This window comes from Comamonas sp. DB36 (assembly GCF_057914905.1).
Map to the genome: position 1 here is coordinate 4054249 of NZ_CP196631.1, position 26441 is coordinate 4080689.

At 68.0% G+C, this 26441-nt stretch carries 26 protein-coding genes; 16 read left to right on the forward strand and 10 right to left on the reverse strand.

Annotation, left to right across the window (positions count from 1 at the left end; translation table 11 throughout):
- Positions 1-10: 10 nt before the first annotated feature.
- Positions 11-904, reverse strand: a complete 894-nt coding sequence (locus tag ACSVDO_RS18955; protein WP_332681461.1) for a MurR/RpiR family transcriptional regulator — start codon at positions 902-904, stop codon at positions 11-13.
- Positions 905-1198: 294 nt separating this feature from the next.
- Between ACSVDO_RS18955 and ACSVDO_RS18960 the strand changes: the two genes are divergently transcribed.
- The 10 genes from ACSVDO_RS18960 (at position 1199) to ACSVDO_RS19005 (ending at position 10723) form a co-directional block, all read left to right on the forward strand.
- A complete protein-coding gene (locus tag ACSVDO_RS18960) occupies positions 1199-1993 on the forward strand; it encodes a transporter substrate-binding domain-containing protein (RefSeq protein WP_332536542.1) in 795 nt (264 codons plus the stop codon).
- Between the two features lie 104 nt (positions 1994-2097).
- Positions 2098-2760, forward strand: coding sequence for an amino acid ABC transporter permease (locus ACSVDO_RS18965; RefSeq protein ID WP_332536543.1), 663 nt, complete (start codon positions 2098-2100; stop codon positions 2758-2760).
- Between the two features lie 9 nt (positions 2761-2769).
- Entirely contained in the window at positions 2770-3420 is a 651-nt protein-coding gene (locus tag ACSVDO_RS18970) for an amino acid ABC transporter permease (RefSeq protein ID WP_332536545.1), read from the forward strand.
- A 26-nt stretch (positions 3421-3446) separates the two neighbouring features.
- Positions 3447-4223 carry an amino acid ABC transporter ATP-binding protein gene (locus ACSVDO_RS18975; protein ID WP_489594024.1) on the forward strand — a complete coding sequence of 259 codons (777 nt, stop codon included), beginning with the start codon at positions 3447-3449 and terminating at the stop codon, positions 4221-4223.
- 259 nt (positions 4224-4482) lie between these two features.
- Complete coding sequence (locus ACSVDO_RS18980) at positions 4483-5409, forward strand: TauD/TfdA dioxygenase family protein (RefSeq protein WP_489594026.1); 927 nt, start codon at positions 4483-4485, stop codon at positions 5407-5409.
- 37 nt (positions 5410-5446) lie between these two features.
- Positions 5447-6868, forward strand: coding sequence for an ABC transporter substrate-binding protein (locus ACSVDO_RS18985; protein WP_489594028.1), 1422 nt, complete (start codon positions 5447-5449; stop codon positions 6866-6868).
- Between the two features lie 12 nt (positions 6869-6880).
- On the forward strand, positions 6881-7876 hold the full coding sequence (locus ACSVDO_RS18990; RefSeq protein WP_489594029.1) for a carbohydrate ABC transporter permease: 996 nt from the start codon (positions 6881-6883) through the stop codon (positions 7874-7876).
- A complete protein-coding gene (locus ACSVDO_RS18995; RefSeq protein WP_489594030.1) occupies positions 7866-8732 on the forward strand; it encodes a carbohydrate ABC transporter permease in 867 nt (288 codons plus the stop codon). Before ACSVDO_RS18990 ends, ACSVDO_RS18995 begins: the two co-directional genes overlap by 11 nt.
- A gap of 4 nt (positions 8733-8736) precedes the next feature.
- Positions 8737-9801, forward strand: coding sequence for an ABC transporter ATP-binding protein (locus tag ACSVDO_RS19000; RefSeq protein WP_489594032.1), 1065 nt, complete (start codon positions 8737-8739; stop codon positions 9799-9801).
- Positions 9802-9871: 70 nt separating this feature from the next.
- Positions 9872-10723 carry a lysoplasmalogenase gene (locus ACSVDO_RS19005; protein ID WP_489594035.1) on the forward strand — a complete coding sequence of 284 codons (852 nt, stop codon included), beginning with the start codon at positions 9872-9874 and terminating at the stop codon, positions 10721-10723.
- On the opposite strand, the gene ACSVDO_RS19010 is transcribed toward ACSVDO_RS19005, so the two are convergent.
- From ACSVDO_RS19010 to ruvA, 5 genes are read right to left on the reverse strand one after another with little or no spacing between them, the layout of a single operon-like run.
- The gene (locus tag ACSVDO_RS19010; RefSeq protein WP_489594037.1) at positions 10720-11424 is read right to left on the reverse strand and encodes an ABC transporter ATP-binding protein; all 705 of its coding nucleotides are present in this window, start codon (positions 11422-11424) and stop codon (positions 10720-10722) included. The genes ACSVDO_RS19005 and ACSVDO_RS19010 overlap by 4 nt on opposite strands.
- A 9-nt stretch (positions 11425-11433) precedes the next feature.
- The gene (locus tag ACSVDO_RS19015; RefSeq protein ID WP_332536562.1) at positions 11434-12657 is read right to left on the reverse strand and encodes an ABC transporter permease; all 1224 of its coding nucleotides are present in this window, start codon (positions 12655-12657) and stop codon (positions 11434-11436) included.
- Positions 12654-13940, reverse strand: a complete 1287-nt coding sequence (locus ACSVDO_RS19020; protein WP_489594039.1) for an efflux RND transporter periplasmic adaptor subunit — start codon at positions 13938-13940, stop codon at positions 12654-12656. Before ACSVDO_RS19020 ends, ACSVDO_RS19015 begins: the two co-directional genes overlap by 4 nt.
- Entirely contained in the window at positions 13927-14988 is a 1062-nt protein-coding gene (gene ruvB, locus ACSVDO_RS19025; RefSeq protein WP_332536565.1) for a Holliday junction branch migration DNA helicase RuvB, read from the reverse strand. The genes ACSVDO_RS19020 and ruvB overlap by 14 nt, the downstream gene beginning before the upstream one ends.
- A 3-nt stretch (positions 14989-14991) precedes the next feature.
- Positions 14992-15564, reverse strand: a complete 573-nt coding sequence (gene ruvA / locus ACSVDO_RS19030) for a Holliday junction branch migration protein RuvA (protein ID WP_332536567.1) — start codon at positions 15562-15564, stop codon at positions 14992-14994.
- 48 nt (positions 15565-15612) lie between these two features.
- Here ruvA and ACSVDO_RS19035 point away from each other — a divergent pair, with 48 nt between their 5' ends.
- The 3 genes from ACSVDO_RS19035 (at position 15613) to ACSVDO_RS19045 (ending at position 18044) form a co-directional block, all read left to right on the forward strand.
- Positions 15613-16584 (forward strand): PhoH family protein, encoded by a 972-nt coding sequence (locus ACSVDO_RS19035; protein WP_332536568.1) that lies wholly within the window; start codon positions 15613-15615, stop codon positions 16582-16584.
- An 8-nt stretch (positions 16585-16592) separates the two neighbouring features.
- Complete coding sequence (gene ybeY / locus ACSVDO_RS19040; RefSeq protein WP_489594041.1) at positions 16593-17051, forward strand: rRNA maturation RNase YbeY; 459 nt, start codon at positions 16593-16595, stop codon at positions 17049-17051.
- A gap of 240 nt (positions 17052-17291) precedes the next feature.
- Entirely contained in the window at positions 17292-18044 is a 753-nt protein-coding gene (locus tag ACSVDO_RS19045) for a sulfite exporter TauE/SafE family protein (RefSeq protein ID WP_332536571.1), read from the forward strand.
- A gap of 3 nt (positions 18045-18047) precedes the next feature.
- Here ACSVDO_RS19045 and dtd read toward each other — a convergent pair whose 3' ends face one another.
- From dtd to dbpA, 3 genes are read right to left on the reverse strand one after another with little or no spacing between them, the layout of a single operon-like run.
- Positions 18048-18503, reverse strand: coding sequence for a D-aminoacyl-tRNA deacylase (gene dtd, locus ACSVDO_RS19050; protein WP_489594043.1), 456 nt, complete (start codon positions 18501-18503; stop codon positions 18048-18050).
- Position 18504: 1 nt separating this feature from the next.
- Entirely contained in the window at positions 18505-19464 is a 960-nt protein-coding gene (locus ACSVDO_RS19055; RefSeq protein ID WP_489594045.1) for a cation diffusion facilitator family transporter, read from the reverse strand.
- Between the two features lie 46 nt (positions 19465-19510).
- Entirely contained in the window at positions 19511-20908 is a 1398-nt protein-coding gene (dbpA, locus tag ACSVDO_RS19060) for an ATP-dependent RNA helicase DbpA (protein ID WP_489594046.1), read from the reverse strand.
- 128 nt (positions 20909-21036) lie between these two features.
- Between dbpA and ACSVDO_RS19065 the strand changes: the two genes are divergently transcribed.
- The 3 genes from ACSVDO_RS19065 (at position 21037) to ACSVDO_RS19075 (ending at position 25252) form a co-directional block, all read left to right on the forward strand.
- Complete coding sequence (locus ACSVDO_RS19065; protein ID WP_489594048.1) at positions 21037-23121, forward strand: putative bifunctional diguanylate cyclase/phosphodiesterase; 2085 nt, start codon at positions 21037-21039, stop codon at positions 23119-23121.
- 3 nt (positions 23122-23124) lie between these two features.
- Positions 23125-24606, forward strand: coding sequence for an AMP nucleosidase (locus ACSVDO_RS19070; RefSeq protein ID WP_489594050.1), 1482 nt, complete (start codon positions 23125-23127; stop codon positions 24604-24606).
- 94 nt (positions 24607-24700) lie between these two features.
- Positions 24701-25252, forward strand: coding sequence for a DNA-3-methyladenine glycosylase I (locus ACSVDO_RS19075; protein ID WP_489594052.1), 552 nt, complete (start codon positions 24701-24703; stop codon positions 25250-25252).
- Between the two features lie 3 nt (positions 25253-25255).
- On the opposite strand, the gene ACSVDO_RS19080 is transcribed toward ACSVDO_RS19075, so the two are convergent.
- On the reverse strand, positions 25256-26215 hold the full coding sequence (locus ACSVDO_RS19080) for a LysR substrate-binding domain-containing protein (protein ID WP_489594054.1): 960 nt from the start codon (positions 26213-26215) through the stop codon (positions 25256-25258).
- Positions 26216-26441 lie beyond the last annotated feature (226 nt).

Sequence of the window (26441 nt, forward strand, 5' to 3'; positions counted from 1 at the left end):
CTACAAAAAATCAGTTCGGGGCCTGCAGATCGCCCAGCGCGGCATGCAGGTGTTCTATGCGCGTGAGCCGCGCCTGGGCGCTGGCGCGCAGGCGTGCGGCCAGCGCCGTGGCGAGAAAGTTCACCAGGCTGATGCCGCAGACATAGGTGTCGAACAACGGCGTCAGCTCGGGCGGCTGGGGCGCGGCGGCACGCGCGCAGCGCAGCACCACGTCGGCCTGGGCCGTGGTCTCCAGCCATTCGCCGGGCGCGGCGTCGCTGAGCACCAGCAGCGGAATGCCGACCGCGCGCGCCGCGGCCAGAACGCGCGCCAGCTGGGCGCTGCGGCGGCGGAAATCGACGACGAACAGCAGATCCTTGGCGCCCAGTCCGGCCAGGGCTTCGGCTTCGCGCCCGCCGCCCGTGGCCAGCAGCTGCACATCGGGGCGCACCTGGTCGAACAGCAGGCTGGCGTACTGCGCCGTCACCTGGCTGTGGCGGTAGCCCAGCACGGCCACTCGGCGCGCGCGCGCCAGTTGGGCCAGCGCGGCCTGCACGTCTTCGTCGCGCAACTCCTGCGACCAGTCGAGCAGCCGCTGCGCGTCGCGCCGCGCATGGGCCTGCAGGCCGGCGTCGCCAGGCTGGACCGGCGCCTGGGCCAGGCGCGCCAGCGGCGAATGCGGGGTGGCGCGCGAACGCACCTGCAGGCGGAATTCATCGAAGCCCGCGTAGCCGAGCCGGCGAAAGAAGCGCGCGGCGCTGGATTTGGAGGTCTCGGCCAGCGCGGCCAGTTCAGTCGCCGAATAGCCGCGCAGATCGTGCTGGCGCGCCAGCACCACATCGGCGAGCTTGCGCTCGGCGACCGACAGGTCTGCATAGACCTCGCGTATGCGTGCGTCGAGCGGCATCGCGGATTGATCTTCCATCGCATTGCTCCATTCAAGTGCGGTCCGCACCAATTCGGGGCCGGCACGCACCGCTGTGAAATTCTTGTTCCATTAATTCAAGCCAAAGAAACCCGTGTTTCATATGGCACGGTCTTGCCAAGCAAGAGCGATGCCTGAATTCGTCGCGATTGCGCGTTTCCCCCTCTGACGCCGGCGTTGCGCGCGGAAAAATCGCCCGCATCCATGGGCCTGGCTGGCATCGCTGTTTCAAGCTGGCACGCATCCTGCTGAGACCTTGGCGCATTCACTTCTTTTCACCAAAGGTCCTGCGCCATGAAGTTCAAAGTCTGTACCGCTGTGTCGGGTCTGGTCGCCGCTGCCGCGCTGTCGTTTTCCGTGGGCGCGCATGCCGACGATTCGCTCAAGGCCGTGATGGCCAAGAAAAGCATTGCGCTGGGCATTCCCACCGACTACCCGCCGTATGGCTACATGGGCCCCGACTTCAAGCCCACGGGCGTCGACGTGGCCGTGGCCCAACTGATTGCCGACAAGCTGGGCGTCAAGGCCGAGTTCGTTCCCGTGAGCACGCCCAACCGCATTCCCTATCTGCAGGCCAAGAAGATCGACCTGATCGTCTCGGCGCTGGGCAAGAACGAGGAGCGCGCCAAGGTGATCGACTTCACCGTGTCGTACGCGCCGTTCTTCCAGGCGGTGTTCGGGCCCAAGGACGTGGCGATCAAGTCGTTCGACGACCTCGGCGGCAAGACGCTGGCCGTGACGCGCGGCACCATCCAGGATGACGCGCTGCAGGGCCTGGCGCCCAAGACGCTCAAGATCCAGCGCTTCGAGGACGACAACTCGACCATGGCCGCATTCATGTCGCAGCAGACCCAGTTCGTCGCCATCGGCGCGGCCGTTGCCGCCGCGGCGCTGCAGAAGAACCCCAAGGTCCAGGCCGAATACAAGCTGCTGATCAAGGACTCGCCCAACTACATAGGCGTGCGCAAGGGCGAGACCGCGCTGCTCAACCAGGTCAACGCCATCCTGCGCACCGCCAAGACCGATGGAACCATAGAAGGCTATTCGCAGAAGTGGCTGGGGCGCGGCATGGGCAATCTGCCGGACTGATCTTCTCGAGACTTGGTCGGCGCCCGTCTGTTCATCCTTCGACAGGACGAACGGATGACGGCGCTCCAGCTGCCTGACTTTTTCCTGTTTCCACGGATGCGCCCATGACAATGGATTTCGCCACGGTGCTGGCCCAATGGCCGATGTTTCTCAAGGGCCTGGCGCTCACGGCAATGCTCACCGCCATTGCGACGCCGCTGGGCGTGGCGCTGGGCGTGGCCTGCGCCTGGATGCGGCTGAACGCCGGCCCCGTGCCGCGCTTCGTGGTCAGCGCGTATGTGGAAGTCTTCCGCAACACGCCGTTCATCATCCAGCTGTTCTTTCTGTTCTTCGGCCTGCCGTCGCTGGGCCTGCGGCTGTCGCCCGAGACCGCAAGCATCCTGGCGATGACGCTGAACCTGGGCGCCTATGCCTGCGAGCAGGTGCGCGCGGGCATACAGGCCACGCCGCGCGGCCAGATCGAGGCCGCGCAAAGCCTGGCAATGGACCGCTGGCAGATCTTCACGCGCGTGGTGCTGCCGCCTTCGCTGGGCCGCGTCTGGCCCGCGCTCACGGGCCAGATCATCCTGGTGATGCTGGGCTCGGCCGTCTGCAGCCAGATTTCCACCGAGGAGATTTCCTATGCGGCCAACCTGATCTCGAGCCGCACCTTCCGCAGCTTCGAGGCCTACATCGTGGTCACGCTGATCTATCTGGGCCTGGCGATCATGCTGCGCCAGCTGCTGAACTGGTTAGGCCCGCGTTTCGTTTTTGGCCGCCGCCGCTGAAAGGTCATCATGGTTGAATTCTCTTTCTGGGACATCGCCCGCCATCTGCTGCTGGCCCTGCGCTGGACCGTGGGGCTGTCGCTGATCGCCTTTGCCTGCGGCAGCGTTCTTGCGCTCGCGCTGCTGGTGCTGCGCCTGAGCAAGCTGCCCGGCGCCATACGCGCCGTCGCCTGCTATGTGCAGGTCTTCCAGGGAACGCCGCTGCTGATGCAGCTGTTCCTGATCTATTTCGGTCTGGCGATGCTGGGCGTCGATACCTCGCCGCTGCTGGCCGCGAGCGTGTGCCTCACGCTCTACGCCAGCGCCTATCTGTGCGACATCTGGCGCGGCTGCGTCGAGTCCGTGCCCAAGGGCCAGTGGGAGGCGTCGGCCAGCCTGGCGCTGAGCTTTGGCGAACAGCTGCGCCATGTGATCCTGCCCCAGGCGATGCGCCTGGGCGTCGCGCCCACGGCGGGCTTCATGGTGCAGATCATCAAGGGCACGGCGCTGACCAGCGTGATCGGCTTTGTCGAAGTCACCAAGGCCGGCCAGCTGATCGCCAACGCCACCTTCGAGCCTTTCCTGATCTACGGCTGCGTGGCGCTGATGTATTTCGCGCTGTGCTTCCCGCTATCGCTGTGGAGCCAGCGCCTCGAGCGCCGCCTGCGCCCTGCTTCCTGATTGCCGGCTTTTTTCGGACTTCCGCCATGACATCCATCGCCAACGCCCTCTTTTCCCCCATTGCCTCGCAGACGCCTCTGGTCGATATCCGCGGGCTGCGCAAGCGCTACGGCAGCAACGAAGTGCTCAAGGGCGTGGACCTCACGATCGCGCGCAGCGAAGTGGTGTCCATCATCGGCAAGAGCGGCTCGGGCAAGAGCACGCTGCTGCGCTGCATCAACGGCCTCGAGGCTTTCCAGGAAGGCTCGCTCACGGTGCACGGCCAGCCGCTGCAGGCCGACAACGCCGGCGCGATGCGCGAGCTGCGCAAGAACGTGGGAATGATCTTCCAGAACTTCAACCTGTTTCCCCATCTCACCGTGGGGCGCAATGTGATGCTCGCGCCCACGCTGGTTACCAGCCAGCCCAAGGATGTGGCGCGCCAGAACGCCGAGCGCCTGCTGGCGCGCGTGGGCCTGGCCGAGAAATTCGACGCCATGCCCGACCAGCTTTCGGGCGGCCAGCAGCAGCGCGTGGCCATTGCCCGCGCCCTGGCGATGGACCCCGAGATCCTGCTGTGCGACGAAGTGACTTCGGCGCTGGACCCCGAGCTCGTGGGCGAAGTGCTGCAGGTCGTCGAAAGCCTGGCCGACCAGGGCATGACGCTGGTCATGGTCACGCATGAAATGAACTTCGCGCGCAAGGTCAGCGACCGCGTGGTGTTCATGCACCAGGGCAAGGTGCACGAAGTCGGCACGCCGCAAGCGCTGTTCGGCGCGCCGCAGACGCCCGAGCTGCAGCAGTTTCTGGGGCGCGCGCATTGAGGCCGGCCTGTTGAACGCCGGCGCTTCGATCCTGCGACGCGGCCGGCGAGGCGGGCTCAAGACCCAGCCCGAACGGGTTTTTTCGCCTCGCCCTGACACCCCGTTCGCCCTGAGCTTCCCTGGGCGGGCCCGTCGTAGGGCGTTTCAGGCGCGCGCTGTTTTTCAGATATCGATCTGCCAGAAAATTCGTTGGCCCTAACCTGCGGCCTGCCTAGGATGAACCTCCACTGCGTCGTGTACGCCTACCCTGGAGCATCCTATGAGCGCTGTTTTGGAATCCCTGCCCGTGCAACTGGCGGGCCCGCTGGACATCACGCCGCTGGCCGTGCGCATAGGCGCCGAAGTGCGCGGCCTGCGCCTGTCGGGCGATCTCGATGCGCAGACCGTCGCCCAGCTGCGCGCCGCGCTGCTGCGCCACCGCGTGCTGTTCTTCAAGGGCCAGCAGCATCTCGATGACGCCAGCCACCAGGCGTTTGGCCGGCTCTGGGGCGAGATCGAGGCCCATCCCACGGTGCCCGCGCCCGACGGCACGCGCTTTCTCGAACTCGACTCGCGCCATGGCGGGCGCGCCGATTCCTGGCACACCGATGTCACGTTCAAGGCCGCGCCGCCCAAGGCCTGCATACTGCGCGCCGTGGTGCTGCCGCCGCATGGCGGCGACACGGTCTGGGCCAATACCGTGGCCGCCTACGAAGGCCTGCCCGCGCCGCTCAAGGCCCTGGCTGACGGCCTCTGGGCCGTGCATGGCAATGACTACGACTATGCCGATCCGCGCCAGCAGACCACGGCCAGCGCCGCGGAAATCGCGGGCCGCGCCGCCTACCGCGCAACCTTCCGGCGCACCGTCATCGAAGCCGAGCACCCGGTGGTGCATGTGCATCCCGAGACCGGCGAGCGCGCGCTGCTGCTGGGCCATTTCGCCAAGCGCCTGAACCTGCTGCGCCAGCAGGAATCGAGCGCGCTGCTCGAGCTGCTGCACCAGCGCATCGTCGCGCTGGAGAACACCGTGCGCTGGCGCTGGTCCGAAGGCGATGTCGCGATCTGGGACAACCGCGCGACCCAGCACTACGCGATCAACGACTACGGCGACCAGCACCGCGTGGTGCGCCGCGTCACGGTGACCGGCGAACACACCACGGCCATCGACGGCCGACGCAGCATCGACCGCACGGCCGTAAGCGTGTAAATCCGCCTTGTCGCACTGATTTCTGAAAAGTCCTTTCATGCCGCTCGCCCACACTCCTGTCACCGCCGCCGACGCCGCCGTTCATCCTTCGACAAGCTCAGGACGAACGGATTCAGCTCCTGCCGGCTCGCGCCGCGCCCTGCTGCGCGCCGGCGCCGCCCTGGGCGCGTTTGGCGCCAGCGCCCTGTGGGGCAGGCCCGCCATTGCCCAGCGCGCCAAGCCGCTGCAGGGCACGACGCTCAATGTCGCGCTGTTCAGCACCGCCTACTCCAAGCTGCTGCGCCCCTGGATCGCCGAGTTCGAGGACAGCACGGGCGCGCGCGTGAACTTCGACACGCCGGGCTTTCCGGTCTACAACCAGCGCACCGACCTGGAGCTGTCGACCAAGGGCAGCGCCTACGACGTGGTCAACGTGACCTTCATCTACTCGAGCCGCTGGATCAACTCGGGCTGGCTGACGCCGCTCGACGACTTCGTCGCCAACCGCAATCTGACGCCGGCCGACTTCGATATCAACGACTTTCTGGCCGGCGCGCGCGCGCCCGAGACCGGCGCCGACGGCAAGCTCTATGGCGTGCCCTGGACGGCCGAGGTCACGCTGGCCGCGGCCAGCCGCTTCGATGTGCTCAAAAGCGCGGGCCTGGCGTTTCCCGACACGCTCGACGACTTCAGCCGCACCGTGCAGACCGCGCACCGCAAGGAGCGCGCGGCCGGCTTCGTCACCGACAACCATTACGGCTGGACCTTCCCGCCGTTCCTGCAGGCGTTTGGCGGCGATGTGTTCCGCAAGGCGCCGCACGACCTCTACCCCACGCTGGACACGCCCGAAGCGATTGCCGCAGCCGATTATTTCGCGCGCCTGCTGCGCGACTTCGGCCCCGACGGCGCGGTCTCGTACACCGCCGACCAGTCGCTGCAGTCGCTCAAGAGCGGGCGCAGCAACCTGGGCGTGCAGGGCCAGATCTATCTGTCGCAGCTCGCCGACAAGGCCAGCAGCAAGGTGGCTTCGACCACGGCCTGGGGCGCGGTGCCGCGCGGACCGGCCGGGCGCTTTCCGGGTTCGGCCGTGCATGGCCTGGGCATTCCCGTGGGCAGCAAGAACGCCCAGGCCGCGTGGCAGTTCATTGCCTGGGCAACGTCCAAGCAGATCACGCAGCGCGCCGTCGCCGCGGGCTACGGCTCGCCCACGCGCCGCTCCGACATGCAGTCGCAGGTGTTTGCCGAACGCCAGCGTGTCAACGGCTACGACATCGCCAGGCTGTCGTCCGAGGCCATCGATCTCGCGGCCAGACAGGGCCACATGAAGTACCGCACGGTGGCCGTGTATCCGCAGATCGACCAGCAGATCAACAAGGCCATAGAGCTGATTGTCTCGGGCCAGAAGTCCGCGGCCGCGGCCATGCAGCAGGCGCAGATCGGCGCGCTGGCCGAGCTCAAGCGCTCGGGCATCGCGGTCTGAGGCGAGCCGCCCATGCAGCTGCCTCCCGCGCTTGCTCCCGCCCTGCCCGCCGGCGAGGCCGGCCAGCACTACTATCTGCCCAGCCGCACGCTCGCGCCTGCGCCGCCGGCGGCCGCGCCCGGCTGGCAGCGCCAGCAGCGCCGCGCCTACGGCTGGGGCCTGTACCCGGCGCTGATGGTGCTGGCGCTGATCACGCTGGCGCCGCTGCTCACGCTGGTCGTCGTGAGCCTCACGCCGCTGAGCCTGACCGACCCCGCGGGCACGTTCCACTTTCGCGACCCGCTGGGCAACTATCGGCAGTTGCTCAACGACCCGCGCTTTCTGCATTCGCTGTGGGTGCAGTTCCAGCTGTCGAGCGTGGGCGTGACGCTGCAGCTGCTGACGGGCCTGGGCATCGCGCTGCTGCTGCACGGCCGCTCGCCCGTGCTGGGCGCGGTGCGCAGCCTGTTCCTGATTCCCATGGTGCTGCCGCCCATCGTCGTCGCGCTGATCTGGAAGATCCTCTACACACCCGACATCAGCCCGCTGCACCAGGCGCTCGAGGCGCTGGGCTGGCCGCTGCGCTCGCTGATCGCCAACCCCGGCACCGCGCTATGGGCCGTGGTCGCGGCCGATACCTGGCAGTGGTTTCCGTTCACCATGCTGATGGTGCTTGCCGCCTTGCAGATGATTCCCGACGACCCGCTCGAAGCCGCGCGCATGGACGGCGCGAATCGCTGGCAGCTGTTTCGCTTCATCGTCTTTCCGCATATCCGCGCGGTGCTGCTGGTCTGCGCGCTGTTCCGGCTGATCGACAGCTTCAAGGCCTTTCCGCTGCTCTACGTGCTGACCAATGGCGGGCCGGGCACGGTCACCGAAGTCACGAATTTCTATGGATTCATCCAGGCCTTCAACTTCTCCTTCTGGGGCTACGGCAGCGCCATCGCGCTGGTCATGCTGGCCGGGGTCTTTGCGCTCAGCGCGCTGGTCAGCCGCCTGGGCCGCGACGGAGGCGACGATGCACGCTGAAGCCGCGCTCTACGAGCCGCCCTTCCCCTCGGACCAGCCGCGCAGGCCCGGCTGGCTGCGCCGCCATGGGCGCGAAGCCGCAGCGCTGTTGCTGCTGGCCGTGCTGCTGTTTCCTTTCCTGTGGATGGTGCAGCTGGCGCTGCGCCCGGCCGATGATGCGTTCGAGCCCGGGCTGCTGTTCGTGCCCACGCTGGACGCTTTTCGCGCGCTGTGGGAAGACCAGTTCGCGCGCTCCTTCGGCAACAGCCTGCTGACCAGCACGCTGTCGACCGCACTGTCACTGCTCATAGGCGTGCCCGCGGCCTATGTGCTCACGCGCTGGCGCTTTCGCGCGCGCCGCCATGTGGCGCTGTGGATACTGTGCACGCGCATGGCGCCGCCGATTGCCTTCACCATTCCGTTCTTTCTCGCGCTGCGCTGGAGCGGCCTGCTCGACACGGTCTGGGGACTGACGCTGATCTACCTGACCTTCAATCTGGCCATCGTCATCTGGCTGATGCAGAGCTTCTTTGCCGCGATTCCCGCGGCGCTCGAGGAAGCTGCGTGGATGGACGGCTGCGGCATCTGGTCGGCGTTCCGGCATGTGACCCTGCCGCTCGCGCTGCCCGGCCTGGTCTCCACCGCCGTGCTGTGCTTCATCTTCTCGTGGAGCGACTTCTTCTTCGCGCTGATCCTCACGCGCACCCAGGCAGTGACCGCGCCCGTGGCCATCGTCAACTTCCTGCAGTACGACGGCTGGGAGTGGACCAAGATCGCGGCCGCGGGAACGCTGGTCATGCTGCCGGTCGTGGCCTTCACGCTGCTGGTGCGCAAATACCTCGTGCGCGGCCTCACGGCTGGCGGCGTCAAGGACTGATTCCATGGCTTCGATTTCGCTGCGCAATCTGCGCAAACACTATGCCGGCCAGGCCGTGCTGCACGACCTGTCGCTGGAGATAGGCGACGGCGAATTCGTCGCTTTGGTCGGCCCCTCGGGCTGCGGCAAGTCGACGCTGCTGCGCATGGTCGCCGGGCTGGAAGCCGTGGATGCAGGCGAGATCCTGCTGGGCACGCAGCGCCTCAACGATGTCGCGCCGCGCGAGCGCAACATCGCCATGGTGTTCCAGAACTACGCGCTCTACCCGCACATGAGCGTGGCCGACAACCTGGGCTTTGCGCTGCGGCTGCAGGGCGTGCGGCCGGCGCTGCTCAAGCAGCGCGTCGACGAGGTGGCGGCCACTCTCGACCTGCAGGGACTTCTTGACCGGCGCCCGGCCCAGCTGTCGGGCGGCCAGCGCCAGCGCGTGGCCATGGGCCGGGCCATCATCCGCGAGCCCCGCGCGTTTCTGTTCGACGAGCCGCTGTCGAATCTCGACGCCAAGCTGCGCGTGCAGATGCGCACCGAGATCAAGGCGCTGCACCAGCGGCTGGCAACCACCACGCTCTACGTGACGCACGACCAGATCGAGGCCATGACCATGGCCGATCGCATCGTGGTGCTCAAGAACGGATACATCGAACAGGTGGGCACGCCGCTGGAACTCTACGACCGGCCGCGCAACGCATTCGTCGCCGGCTTCATAGGCTCGCCCGCAATGAACCTGCTGGCCGGGCGCGCGCAGGAAGGGGGCCGGGTGCTGACCGACGACGGGCTGGAACTGCCCCTGCCCGCGGGCCTGACGCTGGCGCCGGGGCGCGCGGTCTGGCTGGGCGTGCGGCCCGAGCACCTCGAAGTCACTTCAAGCGACCAGGGCCTGCGCGCCGAAGTGCAGGTGCTGGAACCGACGGGCGCCGAAACCCAGATCGCCGCGCGCCTGGGCGGCCAGAACGTGATCGCGGTGTCGCGCGCACGCCTCGATCTGCGCCCGGGCAGCGCGCTGGGCCTGCGGCCTGTTGCGTCACGGCTGCACGTGTTCGACAGGACTTCGGGCGCGCGCTTGAACTGAAGGCGCGGATCCAGCGCCCAAGGGTTCCCCTGCATCGCCAGCGCCGGCGCGGCGCTTCACAATGGTTTGCATGCACCTTTCCCGCTATGCACTGGCATGGGCCGGACCGGCCCTGGGCATTTTCTTCGCACTGCTGCTCGCCTGGCGCGTGCTCGCGGGAGACTCCGAACAGCCGCCGCTGGCGCACTTCGTGATTGCCTGGACCACCGTGCTCGCGAGCCTGCTCGCGGGCGTGGCCGCGCTGCGTTCGCGCGCCAGCCCGGCGCTGGCCTGCATGCTGCAGGCGGGCGCGCTGGCCACGGCCAGCAGCGCGCTGGGGCTGCACCAATGGCACCTGGTGTTCAAGCCGCTGACCATGGTCTGCGCCATGCTCGCCGTCGCGCTGAGCATGCAGCGCCATGGGGGTGAGCGCAGCGGCTGGCTGCTGCTTGCGGCGCTGGCGGCATCGCTCGCGGGCGATGTGTTCCTGATGCTGCGCGGCCTGTTCATTCCCGGGCTGGCCGCGTTCCTGCTGGCCCATCTTTGCTATATCGCGCTGTTCAAGCAGGACCGGCGCTGGTTCGCGCTGCGCAGCGCGCTGGCGTTCGCGCTGCTGCTGGGCGTGGCGATGTACACGTTTCTCTGGCAGGGCGGCCTGCCCGCGGCGCTGCGCCTGCCGGTCGCGGCCTATGTGCTGGTGATCGCGCTGATGGCCGCCCAGGCCTGGGGCCGCTGGCATGAATCGCCGCGCGCCGATCGGCCCGCGGCGCTGCTGGTGGCGCTGGGCAGCTGCAGCTTCATGCTCAGCGATTCGTTGCTGGCCACCCACCGGTTCGTCCAGCCCCTGCCCTGGTCGCAGCTGGGCGTTCTTTCGAGCTATTACGTTGCGCAGGTGCTGATCGTTGTGGGCATGCTCTGCGCCATGCGCGGCGCGCAGCGTTAGCGTGGCGGCGGCGCGTCGCCCGCAATCCGGCCATCGACCAGCTCGATCACGCGGTCGCAGCGCGCGGCCAGCCGCGGGTCGTGGGTCACAAGCACGAAAGCCGTGCCGCGCTCGGCATGGATGGCGCGCAGCAGCTCGAACACCGCCTGCGACGACGCGGTATCGAGATTGCCCGTGGGCTCGTCTGCCAGCACCAGCGCCGGGTCATGCACCAGGGCGCGCGCGATCGCCACGCGCTGCTGCATGCCGCCCGACAGCTCGCCCGGGCGCTTGTGCATGGCATCGGCCAGGCCCACGGCGGCCAGCAGTTCCGCGGCGCGCGCGCGCTCGCCGGCCGTGACCCGGCCCGCGGCCATCAGCGCGGGCAGCGTCACGTTCTCCAGCGCCGTGAACGCGGGCAGCAGGTGGTGGAACTGGAACACAAAGCCCAGCGCCTGGCGCCGCCGGCGCGTGAGCGCGGCGTCGGGCAGGCCAGCCATTTCCGTGCCTTGCAGCTGGTAGCTGCCCGCGGTCGCTGGCTCGAGCAGACCCAGGATATTGAGCAGCGTGCTCTTGCCCGAGCCCGAAGGCCCGATCAGCGCGACGAACTCGCCCGCGCCTATGCGCAGATCTATGCCATGCAGCACTTCGGCCGCGTTGGGCCGGCCCAGGTTGTAGCTTTTGCGCAGGCCGGACAGCTGCAGGAGATTGGCGTTTGTCATCGGCGCGCTTCAGATGCGAATCGCCTGGGCCGGGTCCATGGCCGCGGCGCGGCGCGCGGGCGCGACGGCCGCAAGCACACCGCAGAGCGTGGCCAGCAGCGACACCTGCAGCATGGTGGGCAGCGACAGCGTGATCACGAACACCGGCCCGCCGTCGGGCCCGCGCACGAAGTGCATGAACGCCCAGATCAGCAGACCCGCGAGCAACAGGCCCAGCAGCGAGCCCAGAGCGCCGACCATCGCGCCCTGCAGCAGGAACACGCGCGCGATCTGGCCGCGCGTCGCGCCCATGGCGCGCAGGATGCCGATCTCGCGGCGCTTTTGCACCACCGACACCACCAGCACGCTCGCTATGCCCAGCACCACCACGGCCAGCACCACGGCGCGAATCACCGCCGTGGAAATCGACTGCGCGGCCAGCGCCGACAGCAGCTGGGCGTTGTTGTCCTGCCAGCTCTCGACGCGATAGGGATAGGTCTGGCGCAGCTGCCGCGCCATGTCCTGCGCCTGCCAGACATCGGCCAGCTGCAGCTCCAGCACGGTCGCGCCGCCGGGCAGGCCCAGCAGGCTTTGCGCGCTGCGCAGCGGCACAAGCACGCTGCGCCGGTTCAGGTCCTTGACGCCCAGATCGAGCAGCGCGCTGACGCGCACCGACTCGGTGGCGCTGCCGGTGTCTATGGTGAAACGGTCACCCGCGCGCAGTCCCAGATCGGCCGCGAGTTCGACGCCCACCATGGCCTCGCCGGGAGCGAGCTGCAGCCGGCCGCTGGTGATCTTGCTGTCGAGATCGATGATGCGCCGGTAGCGCTCCAGGTCCACGCCCATCAGCGCGATGGCCTGCGTGGCCTCGCCGCGCAGCGCCAGACCCGCGCCCGAGACCATGGGCGAGACCGCGCTCACGCCGGGCAGGGCCTGCAGCTGCGGCAGCAGCAGCTGCCAGTTGGCGACCGAGCGCAGGCGCTGGGCGCGCGGCTGGACTTCGGAGATTGCGGCGCCTGCCTGCGCGGGCAGGGCCGGCAGCACGCGGTCGTCGGGCGCGCGCAGCGTCAGATGCGCCTGCGTGCCCAGCGTCTTGGCCACGGTGTTGGCCTGCAGGCCGGCAATCAGCGCGCTGATGTAGGTGACCACGGCAACGCCCGCGGCGACGCCCGCAATGATCAGCAGCGTCTGCATGCGCCCTTCGCGCAGAAAGCGCAGCGCGACGCGGCGCTCGAAGCCCAGCCAGGCCATCATCGGGCCGATGGTGAAACCACCGCGCGCAGGCGCTGGCCGTCGGCCACGGGCGCGGTCAGCACGCGTTCGCCGGCTTCGAGGCCAGCCAGCACTTCGACCGCCGACAGCGAGCGCAGGCCCAGCGTCACGCTGCGCGCCCTGGCCTTGCCGCCTTCGACCACCATCACCTGGGCGCTGGCGGCGCTGGCCGCCGGGTCGGCGGCGGATATGTCGGCCCGGCCCGCGGCGCGCGCCGGCGCCTGCAATGCGGCCAGCGGCAGCACCAGCGCTCGGGCGCGCTCGCCGGTCACGGCCTCGACCGACAGCGTCATGTCTTCGCGCAGGAAGTCCGGCGCCGCGGCATCGAGCGCCAGCTTGACTTCGACGGCGCCGCGCTGGGCGTCGACCGCAGGCGAAATCGAGATGATCTGCGCCGCCAGCGGCTGGGCGGGAAACGCATCGGCGACCACGGCCGCGCGCTGGCCGGTGCGCAGCTGATCGAGGAAGCGCTCGTCGACCTGGGCCACGATCTGCGTGGGCCCGGCCAGCGCCAGGCGCAGCAGCGCCGTGCCCGGCTGCACGATCTGCCCGGGCTCCACGCTGCGCGTGAGCACCTGGGCGTCGGCCGGGGCGCGCACCGCCGTCTGTGCGAGCCGCAGCCGCGCGGCATCGACGGCCGCGCCGGCCTGCGCCACCTGGGCACGCGCCTGGGCGATCTCGCTGCCGCCGTCCTGGTAAGCATCGCGCTGGGCCTCGGCGCCGCGCTGCTGGGCCTGGGCCACCTGCAGGGCGCGCTCGCTGTCATCCACCTGGGCCTGGCTCACAAAGCCCTGGGCGAGCAGCGCGCTGCTGCGCTGCAGGTCGCGCTGGGCGGCGCGCAGCCCGGCCTCGGCCTGGGCCAGCTGGGCGGCTATGCCGCTGCGCCCCGTGCTGCGCAGGCCTGCGGCGCGCGCCTGCTGCTGGGCCAGCGTGGCCTGGGCCTGGGCCAGCGCGGCCCGGGCTTCATCGGTTTCCAGCTGCACCAGCAGCGCGCCTTGCGCCACCTGCGCGCCTTCGCGCACCGCCACCGACTGCACGCGCCCGACCAGCGTCGCACCGACATCGACGCGCGACAGCCGCTCCACGCGCGCCGAGAACTGCAGGCTGCGCTGCAGCGGCGCGGCCTGCACCTCGATGGCCGGCACTTGCGGCACGCTCCAATGCCAGATGCGCCAGCCCAGCGTGGCCAGCAGCAGCGGCGCCAGCGCGAACGCCATCAGCCGCCAGCCGCGCGCACGCCGCGGCGCGCGCTCAGAACCCTTCATCGACGGGCGGGGGCATATTGGGAACGGGCACGCCCAGGTGCAGGTACGCGGCCTTGGTGGCAATGCGCCCGCGCGGCGTGCGCTGCAGATAGCCCTGCTGGATCAGATAGGGTTCGATCACGTCCTCTATCGTGCCCGCCTCCTCGCCAATGCTGGCCGCGATGTTGTCCAGGCCCACGGGGCCGCCGTCGAAGCGGTGGATCACGGCTTCGAGCAGCTTGCGGTCCATGATGTCGAAGCCTTGCGGATCGACATCGAGCATGGCCAGCGCGCGGTTGGCGATGTCCTGGGTGATGCGGCCGTCGCCCTTGACATCGGCGTAGTCGCGCACGCGCCGCAGCAGGCGGTTGGCGATGCGCGGCGTGCCGCGCGAGCGGCGCGCGATTTCAAAGCCGCCGGCGGCGTCCAGCGGCACGCCCAGCAGGCCGGCGCTGCGCACCACGATGCGGCCCAGCTCCTCGGCGGTGTAGAACTCGAGCCGCGCAACGATGCCGAAGCGGTCGCGCAGCGGGTTGGTGAGCATGCCCGCGCGCGTGGTCGCGCCGACCAGCGTGAACGGCTGCAGGTCGAGCTTGATCGAGCGCGCGGCCGGGCCTTCGCCGATCATGATGTCGATCTGGTAGTCCTCGAGCGCGGGGTAGAGGATTTCCTCGACCACGGGCGACAGCCGGTGGATCTCGTCGATGAACAGCACATCGTTGGCTTCGAGGTTGGTGAGCAGCGCCGCGAGGTCCTTGGGCTTTTCCAGCACCGGGCCGCTGGTCTGGCGCAGATTGACGCCCAGTTCGGCGGCAATGATGTGCGACAGCGTGGTCTTGCCCAGGCCCGGCGGGCCGAACAGCAGCACATGGTCGAGCGCCTCGCCGCGCTTCTTCGCCGCGCCAATGAAGATCTCGAGCTGCTCGCGCGCCTTGGCCTGGCCCACGTACTCCTGCAGCAGCTTGGGGCGCAGCGCGCGCTCCATCGCTTCCTCATGGTGCGACAGCGGCGCGGCGGAAATGGCGCGCTTCGGGGGCGCGGGCGCGAAATCGTCGGTGTGGATGGTCATGGCTTATTTTGCCAAGGCCTGCAGCGCGCGCTTGATGCCGTCGCTGACGCCGATATCGGGCGGCAGGGCCTTGAGCGCGGCCGCGGCTTCCTTGTCGTTGTAGCCCAGCGCCAGCAGCGCCTGCAGGATGTCGTTCTGGTGCTCGTTGGTGAACAGCGACTTCGAGCCCATGTCGGCGCCGATCTTGCCCTTGAGCTCGAGCAGCAGCCGCTCGGCGGTCTTCTTGCCGATTCCCGGCACCTTGATCAGCCGTCCCGACTCCTGCAGCGTCACCGCCTGGGCCAGGTCCTCTATGCCAATGCCGCTGATGATGGCCAGCGCCGTGCGCGGGCCCACGCCCGTGATCTTGATCAGCTCGCGGAACGTCTCGCGCTCGGATGCAGTGCCGAAACCAAACAGCAGCTGCGCATCCTCGCGCACGATGAAGTGCGTGAGCAGGCCCACCTGGGCCCCGGTCGCGGGCAGGTTGTAGAAGGTGCTCATGGGCACCTGCACCTCGTAGCCCACGCCGTGGCAGTCCACCAATACCGTGGGCGGGTTTTTCTCCAGCAGGGTGCCGGTCAATTTGCCTATCATTGAAGTCCTTTGCCGCCCCGTTGGCAGCTCTAGTCTGGAATTATCCGCGTGATCCTGCGCCACACCTTCACTCCCCACCACAACACCCGCCTGGGCCACCTCTGCGGCCCGGCCGATGCGCACCTGCGCACCATAGAAACCGCGCTCAAGGTGTCGATTGCCCACCGCCACGAGCAGTTCAAGATCGATGGCCCCAAGGCGCGCGCCCAGCAGGCGCTTGAAATGCTGCAGGCGCTCTACGAGATGGCGGACGACCCGATTCCCGAAGCCCATCTGCAGCTGATGCTCGCGGGCGATGCCGAACTGGTCGAGGCCCCGGTCGGCGCGATCCAGCTGTCGACGCGCCGCGCCGACCTGCGCGCGCGCACCACCACGCAGAACCTGTACCTCGAGAATATCGCCAGCCACGACATCACGCTGGGCATTGGCCCCGCAGGCACGGGCAAGACCTATCTGGCCGTGGCCTGCGCGGTCGACGCGCTCGAGCGCAGCGCGGTGCAGCGCATCGTGCTCACGCGCCCGGCTGTCGAGGCCGGCGAGCGCCTGGGCTTTCTGCCCGGCGACCTGACACAGAAGGTCGACCCCTACCTGCGCCCGCTCTATGACGCGCTGTATGACCTGATGGGCTACGAGAAGGTCCAAAAGGCCTTCGAGCGCAATGTGCTGGAGATCGCGCCGCTGGCCTTCATGCGCGGGCGCACGCTCAACAACGCTTTCGTGATCCTCGACGAAGCGCAGAACACCACGCCCGAGCAGATGAAGATGTTTCTCACGCGCATAGGCTTTGGCGCCAAGGCCGTGGTCACGGGCGACGTGAGCCAGATCGACCTGCCCAAGGGCGCGATGAGCGGTCTGATCGACGCGGAGCGCGTGCTCAAGCGCGTCAAGGGCATTGCCGTGACGCATTTCACCAGCGCCGACGTGGTGCGCCACCCGCTGGTGGCGCGCATTGTCGACGCCTACGAAGCGCGCGGCCGCCAGCCCGCCGCGCGCAGCCGCACGCGCGCCAACGACGACTGAGTTTTCCCATGCCTCTACAACAACTACAACTTTCCCTGCAATTCGGCCGCTTCGACGCGGCTGGCGCCCACCGCGCCGTGCTGTCCCGCAGCAAGGTCACGCGCTGGATACGCCACGCGCTGGCCGTGGACGCCGAAATCACCGTGCGCATCGTCGATGCCGAGGAAGGCCAGGCGCTGAACCTGCAGTACCGGCAAAAGGACTACGCGACCAATGTGCTGACCTTCGACTACCAGCAGGAGCCGACGGTGATGGCCGACCTGGTGCTGTGCGCCCCCGTGGTCGAGCGCGAAGCCCGGGAGCAGAACAAGACGCTGGACGAGCATTACGCCCACCTGCTGGTCCACGGCACGCTGCACGCCCAGGGCTGGGACCACGAGACCGGCGAGCAAGACGCCGAGGAGATGGAAGCGTATGAAACCGACATCATGCGCGAGCTGGGGTTCGAGGACCCGTACGCGAAATAGCGCGACCCGCTCTTGCTCAACCGTTCGTGGTGAGCTCGTCGAACCATGAACGCCTGCCCTCCTGTCTGCAGCACAGGTCCCATCGAACAGCCCCTATCACGCCCCCGCCCTCCCAGCACCCCAAAACAGTCACCACTGTTTTGCCTTGCCGCTGTCGCGCATTTCCCCGCACCGGCCCGGGTCGCGCACTAAGATGGCGCGCATGACCGGCGACCACGCCGGCACCACAGGGGACAAGGCATGGGTGAATGGTTGTTGCTGCTTTCGGCAGCGTTTGTCGCGGGCGCGCTCAATGCGGTGGCCGGAGGCGGCAGCTTTCTGACGCTGCCGGCGCTGGTCTTCACAGGCGTGCCGCCGGTGATCGCCAATGCCACGGGAACGGTCGCGCTGCTGCCCGGCTACCTCGCGGGTGCCTGGGGCTTTCGCGAAGACGTGCAGTCGCCGCCGGGGCTGACTTTCAAGCGCGTGGTCGGCCTGTCGCTGCTCGGCGGCGCGACCGGCGCGCTGCTGCTGCTGTTCACGCCCGATGCCACGTTCCGCCGTGTCGTGCCCTGGCTGCTGCTGGCCGCGACCGCGATGTTCGCGTTCGGCCCGCGGCTGCGCCAATGGGCGGCCGGCGCCAGCCACGACCAGGCGCCCTCGCCCGTGAAAGCCGGTCTGGGCATGCTGGGCGTGGCCATCTACGGCGGCTATTTCAACGGCGGGCTGGGCATCGTGCTGCTGGCGCTGTTCGGCCTGCTGGGCCAGACCCGGCTCGCGGCCATGAACGGCATGAAGAACCTGGTCTCGGCGATGCTCACGGCGATTGCCGTCGTGGTCTATGCGGCCGGCGGCCTGGTCGCCTGGCCGCAGGCGCTGGGCATGATGGTCGCGGCCACGCTCGGCGGCTACGGCGGCGCGCGCCTGGCACGGCGCATTCCCGCACCCTGGCTGCGCGCGGGCATCGTCGTCACCGGGCTGGTGATGTCGGCGCTGTTCTTCTGGCAGCAGTAGCCGTCACGCGGCCGGGCGCGGAGCGATGCGCAGGGGCACGGTCACCGGTCCGTCATTGACCAGATGCACCTGCATGTCGGCCGCGAAGCGGCCGGTCTGCACCTGGACATGGGCAGCCTGGGCCTGCTGCACCAGATAGTCATAAAGACGCCGGCCTTCGTCGGGCGCGGCCGCCTGCTTGAAGCTCGGGCGATTGCCGCTGGCGGTGTCGGCGGCCAGCGTGAACTGGCTCACCAGCAGCAGGCCGCCCTCCACGTCCTGCACGCTGCGGTTCATCTTGCCTTCGTCGTCGCCAAAGATGCGCAGCTTGAGCAGCTTGGCCAGCAGCTTGTCGGCCTCGGCTTCGCTGTCGCCGCGCTCGGCGCAGACCAGCACCAGCAGGCCCTGGCCGATCTGGCCGCAAACTTCGCCGTCGACTTCCACGCGCGCTGCCTTCACGCGCTGCAATACGCTGATCATTTCACTGTTCCCTCTGTGGGCCAGGCTTGGCCTGGGCCTCGGTTTTTTCCAATGCGGTCACCGCCCCTACGGGCAGCAGTTCAATCGTTGCGTGCAGGCCTGGCTCGGCCTGCATCAGCGCCGCCTCGACCCGCTCGCGCTGGCGCGCGGCATGGCCCAGAGACCAGTCGGCAGGCACATGCATGTGCAGCGTCACAAAGCTGCGCTGGCCCGCACGCCGCGTTCCCAGATGGTCGAAATGCACCTCGTCGCCGGCGAAGCGCGCGAGCACGGCCTCGATGCGCGCCAGTGCCTCGGGCTCGACCGCCAGATCCATCAGGCTTTGGGACGAGCGCCAGACCAGCAGCACGCCTTCCTTGCAGATGTTCAGCGCCACGCCTATCGCCACCGCGGCATCGAGCCACAGCCAGCCCGTGAGGTGGGCCGCAGCGAGCCCGACGACCACGCCTATGGAAGTCCAGACGTCGGTCACCAGATGCCGGGCATCGCCGTCGAGCGCCGCCGAGCGGTGCACGCGCGCCGAACGGAACATGACCCAGGCCAGCGCGCCGTTGAAGGCCGTGCTCACCAGCGACAGCGCCAGGCCCCAGCCCAGCTGCTCCAGCGGCGCCGGCGCCTGCAGGCGCAGCACCGCGGCCCAGAGGATGGCCAGGGCCGCGGCCAGCACCAGAATGCCTTCGAAGCCCGCGGAGAAATACTCGGCCTTGGTATGGCCGTAGGGATGGTCCTGGTCGGCCGGCCGCTGGGCAATGGTGACCATGGTCAGCGCGAAGATCGCACCGGCCAGGTTCACCAGCGATTCCAGCGCGTCCGACAGCAGGCCCACCGAGCCCGTCATCGCCCAGGCCAGGGTCTTGAGCGCAATCGTCAGCACCGCCACGGCGACCGACACCCGCAGCAGATTGGACGGGCTCAGCCAGCGCACCGCGCGCGGCGAACTCCACACCGATTCTTCGAGCATCCGACTCACTCCCTGGACATGGGCCGCGCGTGCGGCAGGCGGTGGATTAGAGCAGGCGCGCCTTGACGCTCTTGCCCTTGACCCGGCCGGCGTTGAGCTTGGCCACGGCCGCGCCCGCGATGCGGCGATCGACGGCGACATAGGTCGAGAAGTCGTTGACGTTGATCTTGCCGATCTGCTCGCGGGCATAGCCGAAGTCGGCGGTCATCGCGCCCATCACGTCGCCGGCGCGGATCTTCTCGCGGCGCCCGCCGATGATCTGTATGGTCTGCATGGGCGGCACCAGCGGCTCGTTGCTCGCAGGCGTGAGCTCGCTCAGCGGGAACCAGCTTGAAGGCCGGCCCTGCAGCACTTCGATCTTGCCCACGTTGCCCATTTCATCGAGGCTGGCGAGATTGAGCGCCTGGCCTTCGGCGTCGCCGCGGCCGGTGCGGCCCACGCGGTGGATATGGATCTCGGAGTCGGGCGTGACATCGACGTTGATGACCGCGGCCAGGTTCGAGATGTCGAGGCCGCGCGCGGCCACGTCGGTGGCGACCAGCACCGAGCAGCTGCGGTTGGCGAACTGCACCAGCACTTCGTCGCGCTCGCGCTGCTCGAGTTCGCCGTACAGCGCCAGCGCGCTGAAGCCCTGGGCCTGCAGCAGAGCGACCAGGTCGCGGCACTGCTGCTTGGTGTTGCAAAAGGCAATGCTCGACTCGGGGCGGAAATGCAGCAGCAGATCGGCCACGGCCTGCAGACGCTGGCCTTCGCTGACTTCATACCAGCGCTGGGCGATCTTGCCTTCGCTGTGCTGGGCCTGCACGGTGATGCGCTGCGGGTTCTTCATGAAGCGCGCGCTCAGGTCGGCAATGCCTTCAGGGTAGGTCGCCGAGAACAGCAATGTCTGGCGCTCCTTGGGACACTGGCGCACCACGGTCTCGATGTCGGCATGAAAGCCCATGTCCAGCATGCGATCGGCTTCGTCCAGCACCAGCGTGTTGAGGCCCGACAGGTCGAGCGCGCCGCGCTCCATCAGGTCCATGACACGCCCAGGCGTGCCGACCACGATGTGGGCGCCGTTTTCAAGGCTTGCAATCTGCGCACGCGAAGGCACGCCGCCATAGACCGTCACGACCTTGATGTTGTCGTGGGCGCGCGCCAGCCGGCGGATTTCGGTCGCCACCTGGTCGGCGAGTTCACGTGTCGGGCACAGCACCAGCGACTGCACGGCAAACCAGCGCGGATTGAGCTTGGTCAGCAACGCCAGGCCGAAGGCCGCGGTCTTGCCGCTGCCGGTACTGGCCTGGGCGATCAGATCCTTGCCCAGCAGCGCGGGCGGCAGGCTCGCGGACTGGATGGGAGTCATCTGGTGGTAGCCCAGCTGCTGCAGATTCTCGAGCATCGCAGGGCTGAGGGCCAGGGTGTCGAAACCGGTACTGGCGGAAGAGGAAGAGGCGTTCATGGACGCGATTATCCCGGGTCGGGCGCGGCCAGCGCGGCGCAGGGCTGTAGAGTCGGGGATTGGCGCTCTGCGTCATTGCGTCATGGCATCTGGTTACGTTATAAACAGGTATTCCCATAGGAAGGCAAATGCCACCCAGTTCCAGTGCGCCCGGCCTCAGCGACAGCGACAGCAATGCCATGCTGCGCCTCATCATCGATGCGGCGACAGGAATGATGGCCTATTACGAGGCTGAAACGCTGTGCTGCCGCTTCGCCAACCATGCGTACGCAACCTACTATGGCTTTGAGCCCGGCGAAATGCTCGGCAAGCAGCCCTGGGAGATCATGGGCGCTGACAACTGGCAGGCAATAGCCCCGCATGTAGAGCGCTGCCTGCGCGGCGAACATGTGCGCTATGTGCGCCAGGCACGCTCGCCCCAGGGCCTGCCGCGCGAAATCGAAGTGCGCATCACGCCCCACCTGGAGCAGGACACGCTGCGCGGCGCGGTGGTGCAGGTCACCGACCTGAGCCTGGGCCGCTCGGTGCAGCAGCAGCTCGACGAGAGCGAAGAGCGCATGCGGCTGTTTTCCGCGGCCACCCATGAAGCCATTCTGATCCACCGCGAAGGCATGGTGCTGGATGCAAATGCCGCGATGCTGCGGCTGATCGGCTACAGCCTCGAGGAAATCCGCGGCCAGTCGGCGCTGCAGTACCTCGACAAGGAATTCTGGCCGCTGGCGCTGGAAGGCATCCAGAGCCGACGCAGCACTTCCTACAAGGCCACGGTCAGGCACAAGGACGGCCACAGCATTCCCGTGGAAATCGACGGCCTGCCCATGCCCGACGGCGAAGGCACGCAGGACTTCCGCCTGGTCGTGATCCGCGACGTCACGGCCCACCAGCAGGCCCAGGCCCAGGTGCGCTTTCTTGCCGAACACGATGCGCTCACGCGCCTGCCCAACCGCTGGTATCTGAGCGAACAGCTCGAGCACCTCATCGCCCGCGCGCGCCTGGAGAACCTGGCAGTGGCGGTGCTGAGCCTGGACCTCAAGCATTTCTCGGCGATCAACGACTCGCTGGGCCATCTGGCCGGCGACCAAGTGCTGTGCGAGGTGGCGCAGCGCCTGTGCAGCTGCGTGCGCGGCACCGATCTGGTCGCGCGCGCGGGCAGCGACGAATTCATCGTCGTGCTCGCCGGCGGCACCTCGCGCGCCGAAACCGAGCTGATCACGCGGCAGATGGTCGCGCTGCTGGAGATGCCCTGCCAGGTGGCCGGCCAGCAGCTGGTGATCGCGCCCGCGATCGGCATTGCGATCTTTCCCGAAGACGGCGAGAACGTCGAGACACTGCTGCGCAATGCCAGTGCCGCCCGCTATCTGGTCAAGGACAACGGCCACGAACCGTTTCACTTCTACACGCCTGCGCTCGAAAGCCGCGCCAGCCGCATGCTCAACCAGGAGCAACTGCTGCGCCAGTCGATAGCGCTGGGCGGCTTCGAGCTGCATTACCAGCCCCAGGTGCGCACCGACGACGGCACGCTCGCCGGCTTCGAGGCGCTGGTGCGCTGGCGCCATCCCGAGCGCGGCCTGGTCAGCCCCGAGGAGTTCGTCGCGCTGGCCGAGGCCCGCGGCCTGATCACCGCCATCGACCGCTGGGTGCTGCGCCAGGCCTGCAGCGAAGCCTGCGCCTGGTATGCCCAGGGCATGCCGCGCGTTCCCGTCGCCGTCAACATGTCGGCGCAGGAATTCCGCCATGCCGACCTGGCCAGCGACGTTGCCGCGGTGCTGGTCGAAACCGGTCTGCCCGCGCAGCTGCTGCACATCGAACTCACCGAAAGCACGCTGATGCACTCCGACGCCCAGGTCCAGCGCACGCTGCATGCGCTGCAGCAGCAGGGCGTGCGGCTGGCGATCGACGACTTCGGCACGGGCTACTCGTCGCTGGCCTATCTCAAGCGCCATCCGATTCACCAGCTCAAGATCGATCGATCCTTCATCACCGAGCTGCCCGGCAACGACGACGACGCCGCCATCGTCACGGCCATCGTGCAGATGGCCAAGAGCCTGCGCCTGCGCACCGTGGCCGAAGGCGTGGAAAACGCCGCGCAGCTCGAGATGCTGCGCACGCTGGGCTGCGAAATGGCCCAGGGGTATCACATCGCGCCGCCCATGCCCGCCGAGCAGGCGCTGCAATGGCAGAAAAATTATTGTCACAAGCTGCAGGCACAATAGGCCATGGAACAGTTCACGCATGACCGTGCCATCACCCGGCACACCACTCCAGAGCAGGCGCTCACCCACATCCAGCAGCTTTACCGCGAACAGGTCGGGCATCTGCGCGACGCGATGCAGCGCTTTGTCGCCGGCGAGACGCCCTCCTCGCCCATCCATGCGTTCTACCCCAAGGTGCGGGTCCATACCCACACCGTGGCGCGCGCCGACACCAAGCTGGCCTATGGCTTTGTCGAAGGCCCGGGCACCTACGAAGCCACGCTTACGCGGCCCGATCTGTTCGCCGAGTACTACGCCGAACAGCTGCGCCTGCTGCGCGCCAGCCACGAAGTCGATTTCGAGGTGGGGCTGAGCGACAAGCCCATCCCCATCCACTTCTCGTTTGCCGAGAACGACCATATCGAAGGCACGCTCACGCCCGAGCGGCGCATGCTGATGCGCGATGTGTTCGACCTGCCCGACCTCGAGGCCATGGACGACGGCATCGCCAACGGCACCTGGCAGCCCCAGCCCGGCGGCGCGCTGCCGCTGTCGCTGTTCACCGCGCCGCGCGTCGACTACTCGCTGCACCGGCTGCGCCACTACACGGGCACCGCGCCCGAGTGGTTCCAGAACTTCGTGCTGTTCACCAACTACCAGTTCTACATCGACGAATTCATCCGCCTGGGCCATGCCGAAATGGCCAAGCCCGACAGCGAGTACTGCGCCTTCGTCGAACCCGGCAACGTGGTCACGCGCCGCGTGGGCCTGCCCGCCGAGGCCGTCGACGAATTCGGCACGCCGCCGCCGCGCCTGCCGCAGATGCCCGGCTACCACCTGGTGCGCGCCGACAGCAGCGGCACCACCATGGTCAACATCGGCGTAGGCCCGGCCAACGCCAAGACCATCACCGACCACATCGCCGTGCTGCGCCCGCATGCCTGGATGATGCTGGGCCACTGCGCCGGCCTGCGCAACAGCCAGCAGCTTGGCGACTACGTGCTGGCCCACGCCTATGTGCGCGAGGACCATGTGCTCGACGAGGAGCTGCCGCTGTGGGTGCCGATTCCGGCGCTGGCCGAGATCCAGGTCGCGCTGCAGCAGGCCGTGGCCGACGTGACGCAGATGCCCGGCAGCGACCTCAAGCGCATCATGCGCACCGGCACCGTCGCCAGCACCGACAACCGCAACTGGGAGCTGCTGCCCGACAACCTGCCGCAGCGGCGCTTCAGCCAGAGCCGCGCCGTGGCGCTCGACATGGAAAGCGCGACCATTGCCGCCAACGGTTTCCGCTTTCGCGTGCCCTACGGCACCTTGCTGTGCGTCAGCGACAAGCCGCTGCACGGCGAGATCAAGCTGCCCGGCATGGCCAACCACTTCTACCGCGAGCGCGTAGACCAGCATCTGCGCATAGGCATGCGCGCCATCGACATCCTGCGCGCCGGCGGCATAGAGCGGCTGCACAGCCGCAAGCTGCGCAGCTTTGCGGAAGTCGCCTTTCAATGAATGTGACCCCCACGCTCCCCAAGGGGGCCCTCGCCGCCTTGGGGCGGCCCGGCGGCGGCTCGATTCGTCCGGCCCGCTGCTTTAAGCGCGCGCCATGAGCCAAGTACATCGCTGCGCCTGGGCGGGCGCGGATCCGCTGATGCAGCATTACCACGACACCGAGTGGGGCGTGCCGCTGCGCAATTCCCGCATGCTGTGGGAAACGCTGATGCTCGAAGGCTTTCAGGCCGGCCTGTCGTGGGAAATCATTCTGCGCAAGCGTGAAGCCTTTCGCGCGGCCTTTGCGGGCTTCGACCCGCAAGCCGTGGCCGCGTTTGGCGCGCCGGACATCGAACGCCTGATGGGCAATGCCGGCATCGTGCGCGCGCGCGCCAAGATCGAGGCGACGATTCGCGGTGCGCAGATCTATTTGGAAATGCAGGCGCGCGGCGAAGACTTCGCCGAGTATTGCTGGTCGTTCACCAATGGACAGACCCTGGCCGGCGAGGGAATCGCGACACACACAGAACTGTCCACGCTGATCTCCAAGGACCTCAAACGCCGCGGCTTCAAGTTTGTCGGGCCGACCATCGTGCATGCCTGGATGCAGGCCGTGGGCATGGTCGACGACCACGCGCCCGGCTGCTTTCGGCACGCCCGGCGCTGAGGCTCAGTCCGCGCCCAGCGCCGGCGCGGCGCGGCAGCGCGAGTCGAAACCAATCACTTCGGGCCGGCAGACATAACTCTGCAGCCATTCGGAAAACCGCTTGAGCACGGGATAGTTCTTGCGGTCCGGCCGGTAATAGAGGAAAAAGCGCGGCGACTTCTCCAGCGGCAGCTGCTTGAGCAGGTCGACGCCGAACGGCGCAACCAGGCTGCCGGCCTGGATATGGGCCAGCGCATCGAGGTAGGAAATATGGCCTATGCCCAGGCCCGCCAGCATGGCTTCGAGCATCGCATCATGGGTATGCAGCTGCAGCGCGGGCTGGTGGTTGGTCTGGGGCACCCCCAGCAATTCCAGCGTGTCCTGCCACAGCGTGTTCTGCGCGAGCGGCAGCACCAGCGAATGCCGCAGCAGATCCTCGGGCGCGTGCACCGGCAGGCGCGCCAGCAATGATGGCGCAGCGACCAGCACCTTGAGGTCCTCGACCAGCGGCGTTTCCGACAGCAGGGGAATGCCGCCGTAGCCCCAATGGATGGCCGCGTCTATGCCCTGCTGCTGCAGGTCGGGCAGCTCCACGCCCATCAGCATGCGCACGTCGATGTCGGGAAATTCCGCCTGGAAGTTGCCCAGGTTGCGGATCAGGTACTGGGTCGCGAAGTACGGGCTGACGTGCAGCACCAGCGTGCGGCGCGCATCCTTGCTGGACACCGCCAGCACCCCCTTGGCAAGCGAGTCGAAGCCCTGCTTCACGGGCTCGTACAGCAGGTGCGCGGCCGGCGTAGGCGTGAGGCTGCGGATGTTGCGCTCGAACAGCTCCTGGCCCAGCGACGATTCAAGCAGCTTGAGCTGCTGGCTCACGGCCTGGGGCGTGAGGCACAGCTCGTCGGCCGCCTGGCGTATCGATCCGCGGCGGTAGATGGCCTCGAAGACGCGCAAGGTGTTGAGGGGCGGAAGTCGATGGCGCATGGAAGAGGTTGAAAGCTGCACAGTCAGGCAACGCAAGAAGTATGCCGCAGGCCCGCACGCGCCAGCCGCGCCGCGCATGCTCGTAAACCAGCGCTTGTCCTGGGCCGCGAACGCAAACCTGCGCTTGCCCTAGCCCATGTTTTTTATTGGTTGTCACCGTTTTGCAAAAAATCCAGAATAAATCCCGATACCAATGCGATTTGATTCGCAGAGAAATTAGGATTCA

Excerpts from the sequence above, each read along its gene's own strand:
- ACSVDO_RS18955 (WP_332681461.1), bottom strand. The coding sequence starts at position 904 with ATGGAAGATCAATCCGCGATGCCGCTCGACGCACGCATACGCGAGGTC.
- ACSVDO_RS18960 (WP_332536542.1), top strand. The coding sequence starts at position 1,199 with ATGAAGTTCAAAGTCTGTACCGCTGTGTCGGGTCTGGTCGCCGCTGCC.
- ACSVDO_RS18965 (WP_332536543.1), top strand. The coding sequence starts at position 2,098 with ATGACAATGGATTTCGCCACGGTGCTGGCCCAATGGCCGATGTTTCTC.
- ACSVDO_RS18970 (WP_332536545.1), top strand. The coding sequence starts at position 2,770 with ATGGTTGAATTCTCTTTCTGGGACATCGCCCGCCATCTGCTGCTGGCC.
- ACSVDO_RS18975 (WP_489594024.1), top strand. The coding sequence starts at position 3,447 with ATGACATCCATCGCCAACGCCCTCTTTTCCCCCATTGCCTCGCAGACG.
- ACSVDO_RS18980 (WP_489594026.1), top strand. The coding sequence starts at position 4,483 with ATGAGCGCTGTTTTGGAATCCCTGCCCGTGCAACTGGCGGGCCCGCTG.
- ACSVDO_RS18985 (WP_489594028.1), top strand. The coding sequence starts at position 5,447 with ATGCCGCTCGCCCACACTCCTGTCACCGCCGCCGACGCCGCCGTTCAT.
- ACSVDO_RS18990 (WP_489594029.1), top strand. The coding sequence starts at position 6,881 with ATGCAGCTGCCTCCCGCGCTTGCTCCCGCCCTGCCCGCCGGCGAGGCC.
- ACSVDO_RS18995 (WP_489594030.1), top strand. The coding sequence starts at position 7,866 with ATGCACGCTGAAGCCGCGCTCTACGAGCCGCCCTTCCCCTCGGACCAG.
- ACSVDO_RS19000 (WP_489594032.1), top strand. The coding sequence starts at position 8,737 with ATGGCTTCGATTTCGCTGCGCAATCTGCGCAAACACTATGCCGGCCAG.
- ACSVDO_RS19005 (WP_489594035.1), top strand. The coding sequence starts at position 9,872 with ATGCACCTTTCCCGCTATGCACTGGCATGGGCCGGACCGGCCCTGGGC.
- ACSVDO_RS19010 (WP_489594037.1), bottom strand. The coding sequence starts at position 11,424 with ATGACAAACGCCAATCTCCTGCAGCTGTCCGGCCTGCGCAAAAGCTAC.
- ACSVDO_RS19015 (WP_332536562.1), bottom strand. The coding sequence starts at position 12,657 with ATGATGGCCTGGCTGGGCTTCGAGCGCCGCGTCGCGCTGCGCTTTCTG.
- ACSVDO_RS19020 (WP_489594039.1), bottom strand. The coding sequence starts at position 13,940 with ATGAAGGGTTCTGAGCGCGCGCCGCGGCGTGCGCGCGGCTGGCGGCTG.
- ruvB (WP_332536565.1), bottom strand. The coding sequence starts at position 14,988 with ATGACCATCCACACCGACGATTTCGCGCCCGCGCCCCCGAAGCGCGCC.
- ruvA (WP_332536567.1), bottom strand. The coding sequence starts at position 15,564 with ATGATAGGCAAATTGACCGGCACCCTGCTGGAGAAAAACCCGCCCACG.
- ybeY (WP_489594041.1), top strand. The coding sequence starts at position 16,593 with ATGCCTCTACAACAACTACAACTTTCCCTGCAATTCGGCCGCTTCGAC.
- ACSVDO_RS19045 (WP_332536571.1), top strand. The coding sequence starts at position 17,292 with ATGGGTGAATGGTTGTTGCTGCTTTCGGCAGCGTTTGTCGCGGGCGCG.
- dtd (WP_489594043.1), bottom strand. The coding sequence starts at position 18,503 with ATGATCAGCGTATTGCAGCGCGTGAAGGCAGCGCGCGTGGAAGTCGAC.
- ACSVDO_RS19055 (WP_489594045.1), bottom strand. The coding sequence starts at position 19,464 with ATGCTCGAAGAATCGGTGTGGAGTTCGCCGCGCGCGGTGCGCTGGCTG.
- dbpA (WP_489594046.1), bottom strand. The coding sequence starts at position 20,908 with ATGAACGCCTCTTCCTCTTCCGCCAGTACCGGTTTCGACACCCTGGCC.
- ACSVDO_RS19065 (WP_489594048.1), top strand. The coding sequence starts at position 21,037 with ATGCCACCCAGTTCCAGTGCGCCCGGCCTCAGCGACAGCGACAGCAAT.
- ACSVDO_RS19070 (WP_489594050.1), top strand. The coding sequence starts at position 23,125 with ATGGAACAGTTCACGCATGACCGTGCCATCACCCGGCACACCACTCCA.
- ACSVDO_RS19075 (WP_489594052.1), top strand. The coding sequence starts at position 24,701 with ATGAGCCAAGTACATCGCTGCGCCTGGGCGGGCGCGGATCCGCTGATG.
- ACSVDO_RS19080 (WP_489594054.1), bottom strand. The coding sequence starts at position 26,215 with ATGCGCCATCGACTTCCGCCCCTCAACACCTTGCGCGTCTTCGAGGCC.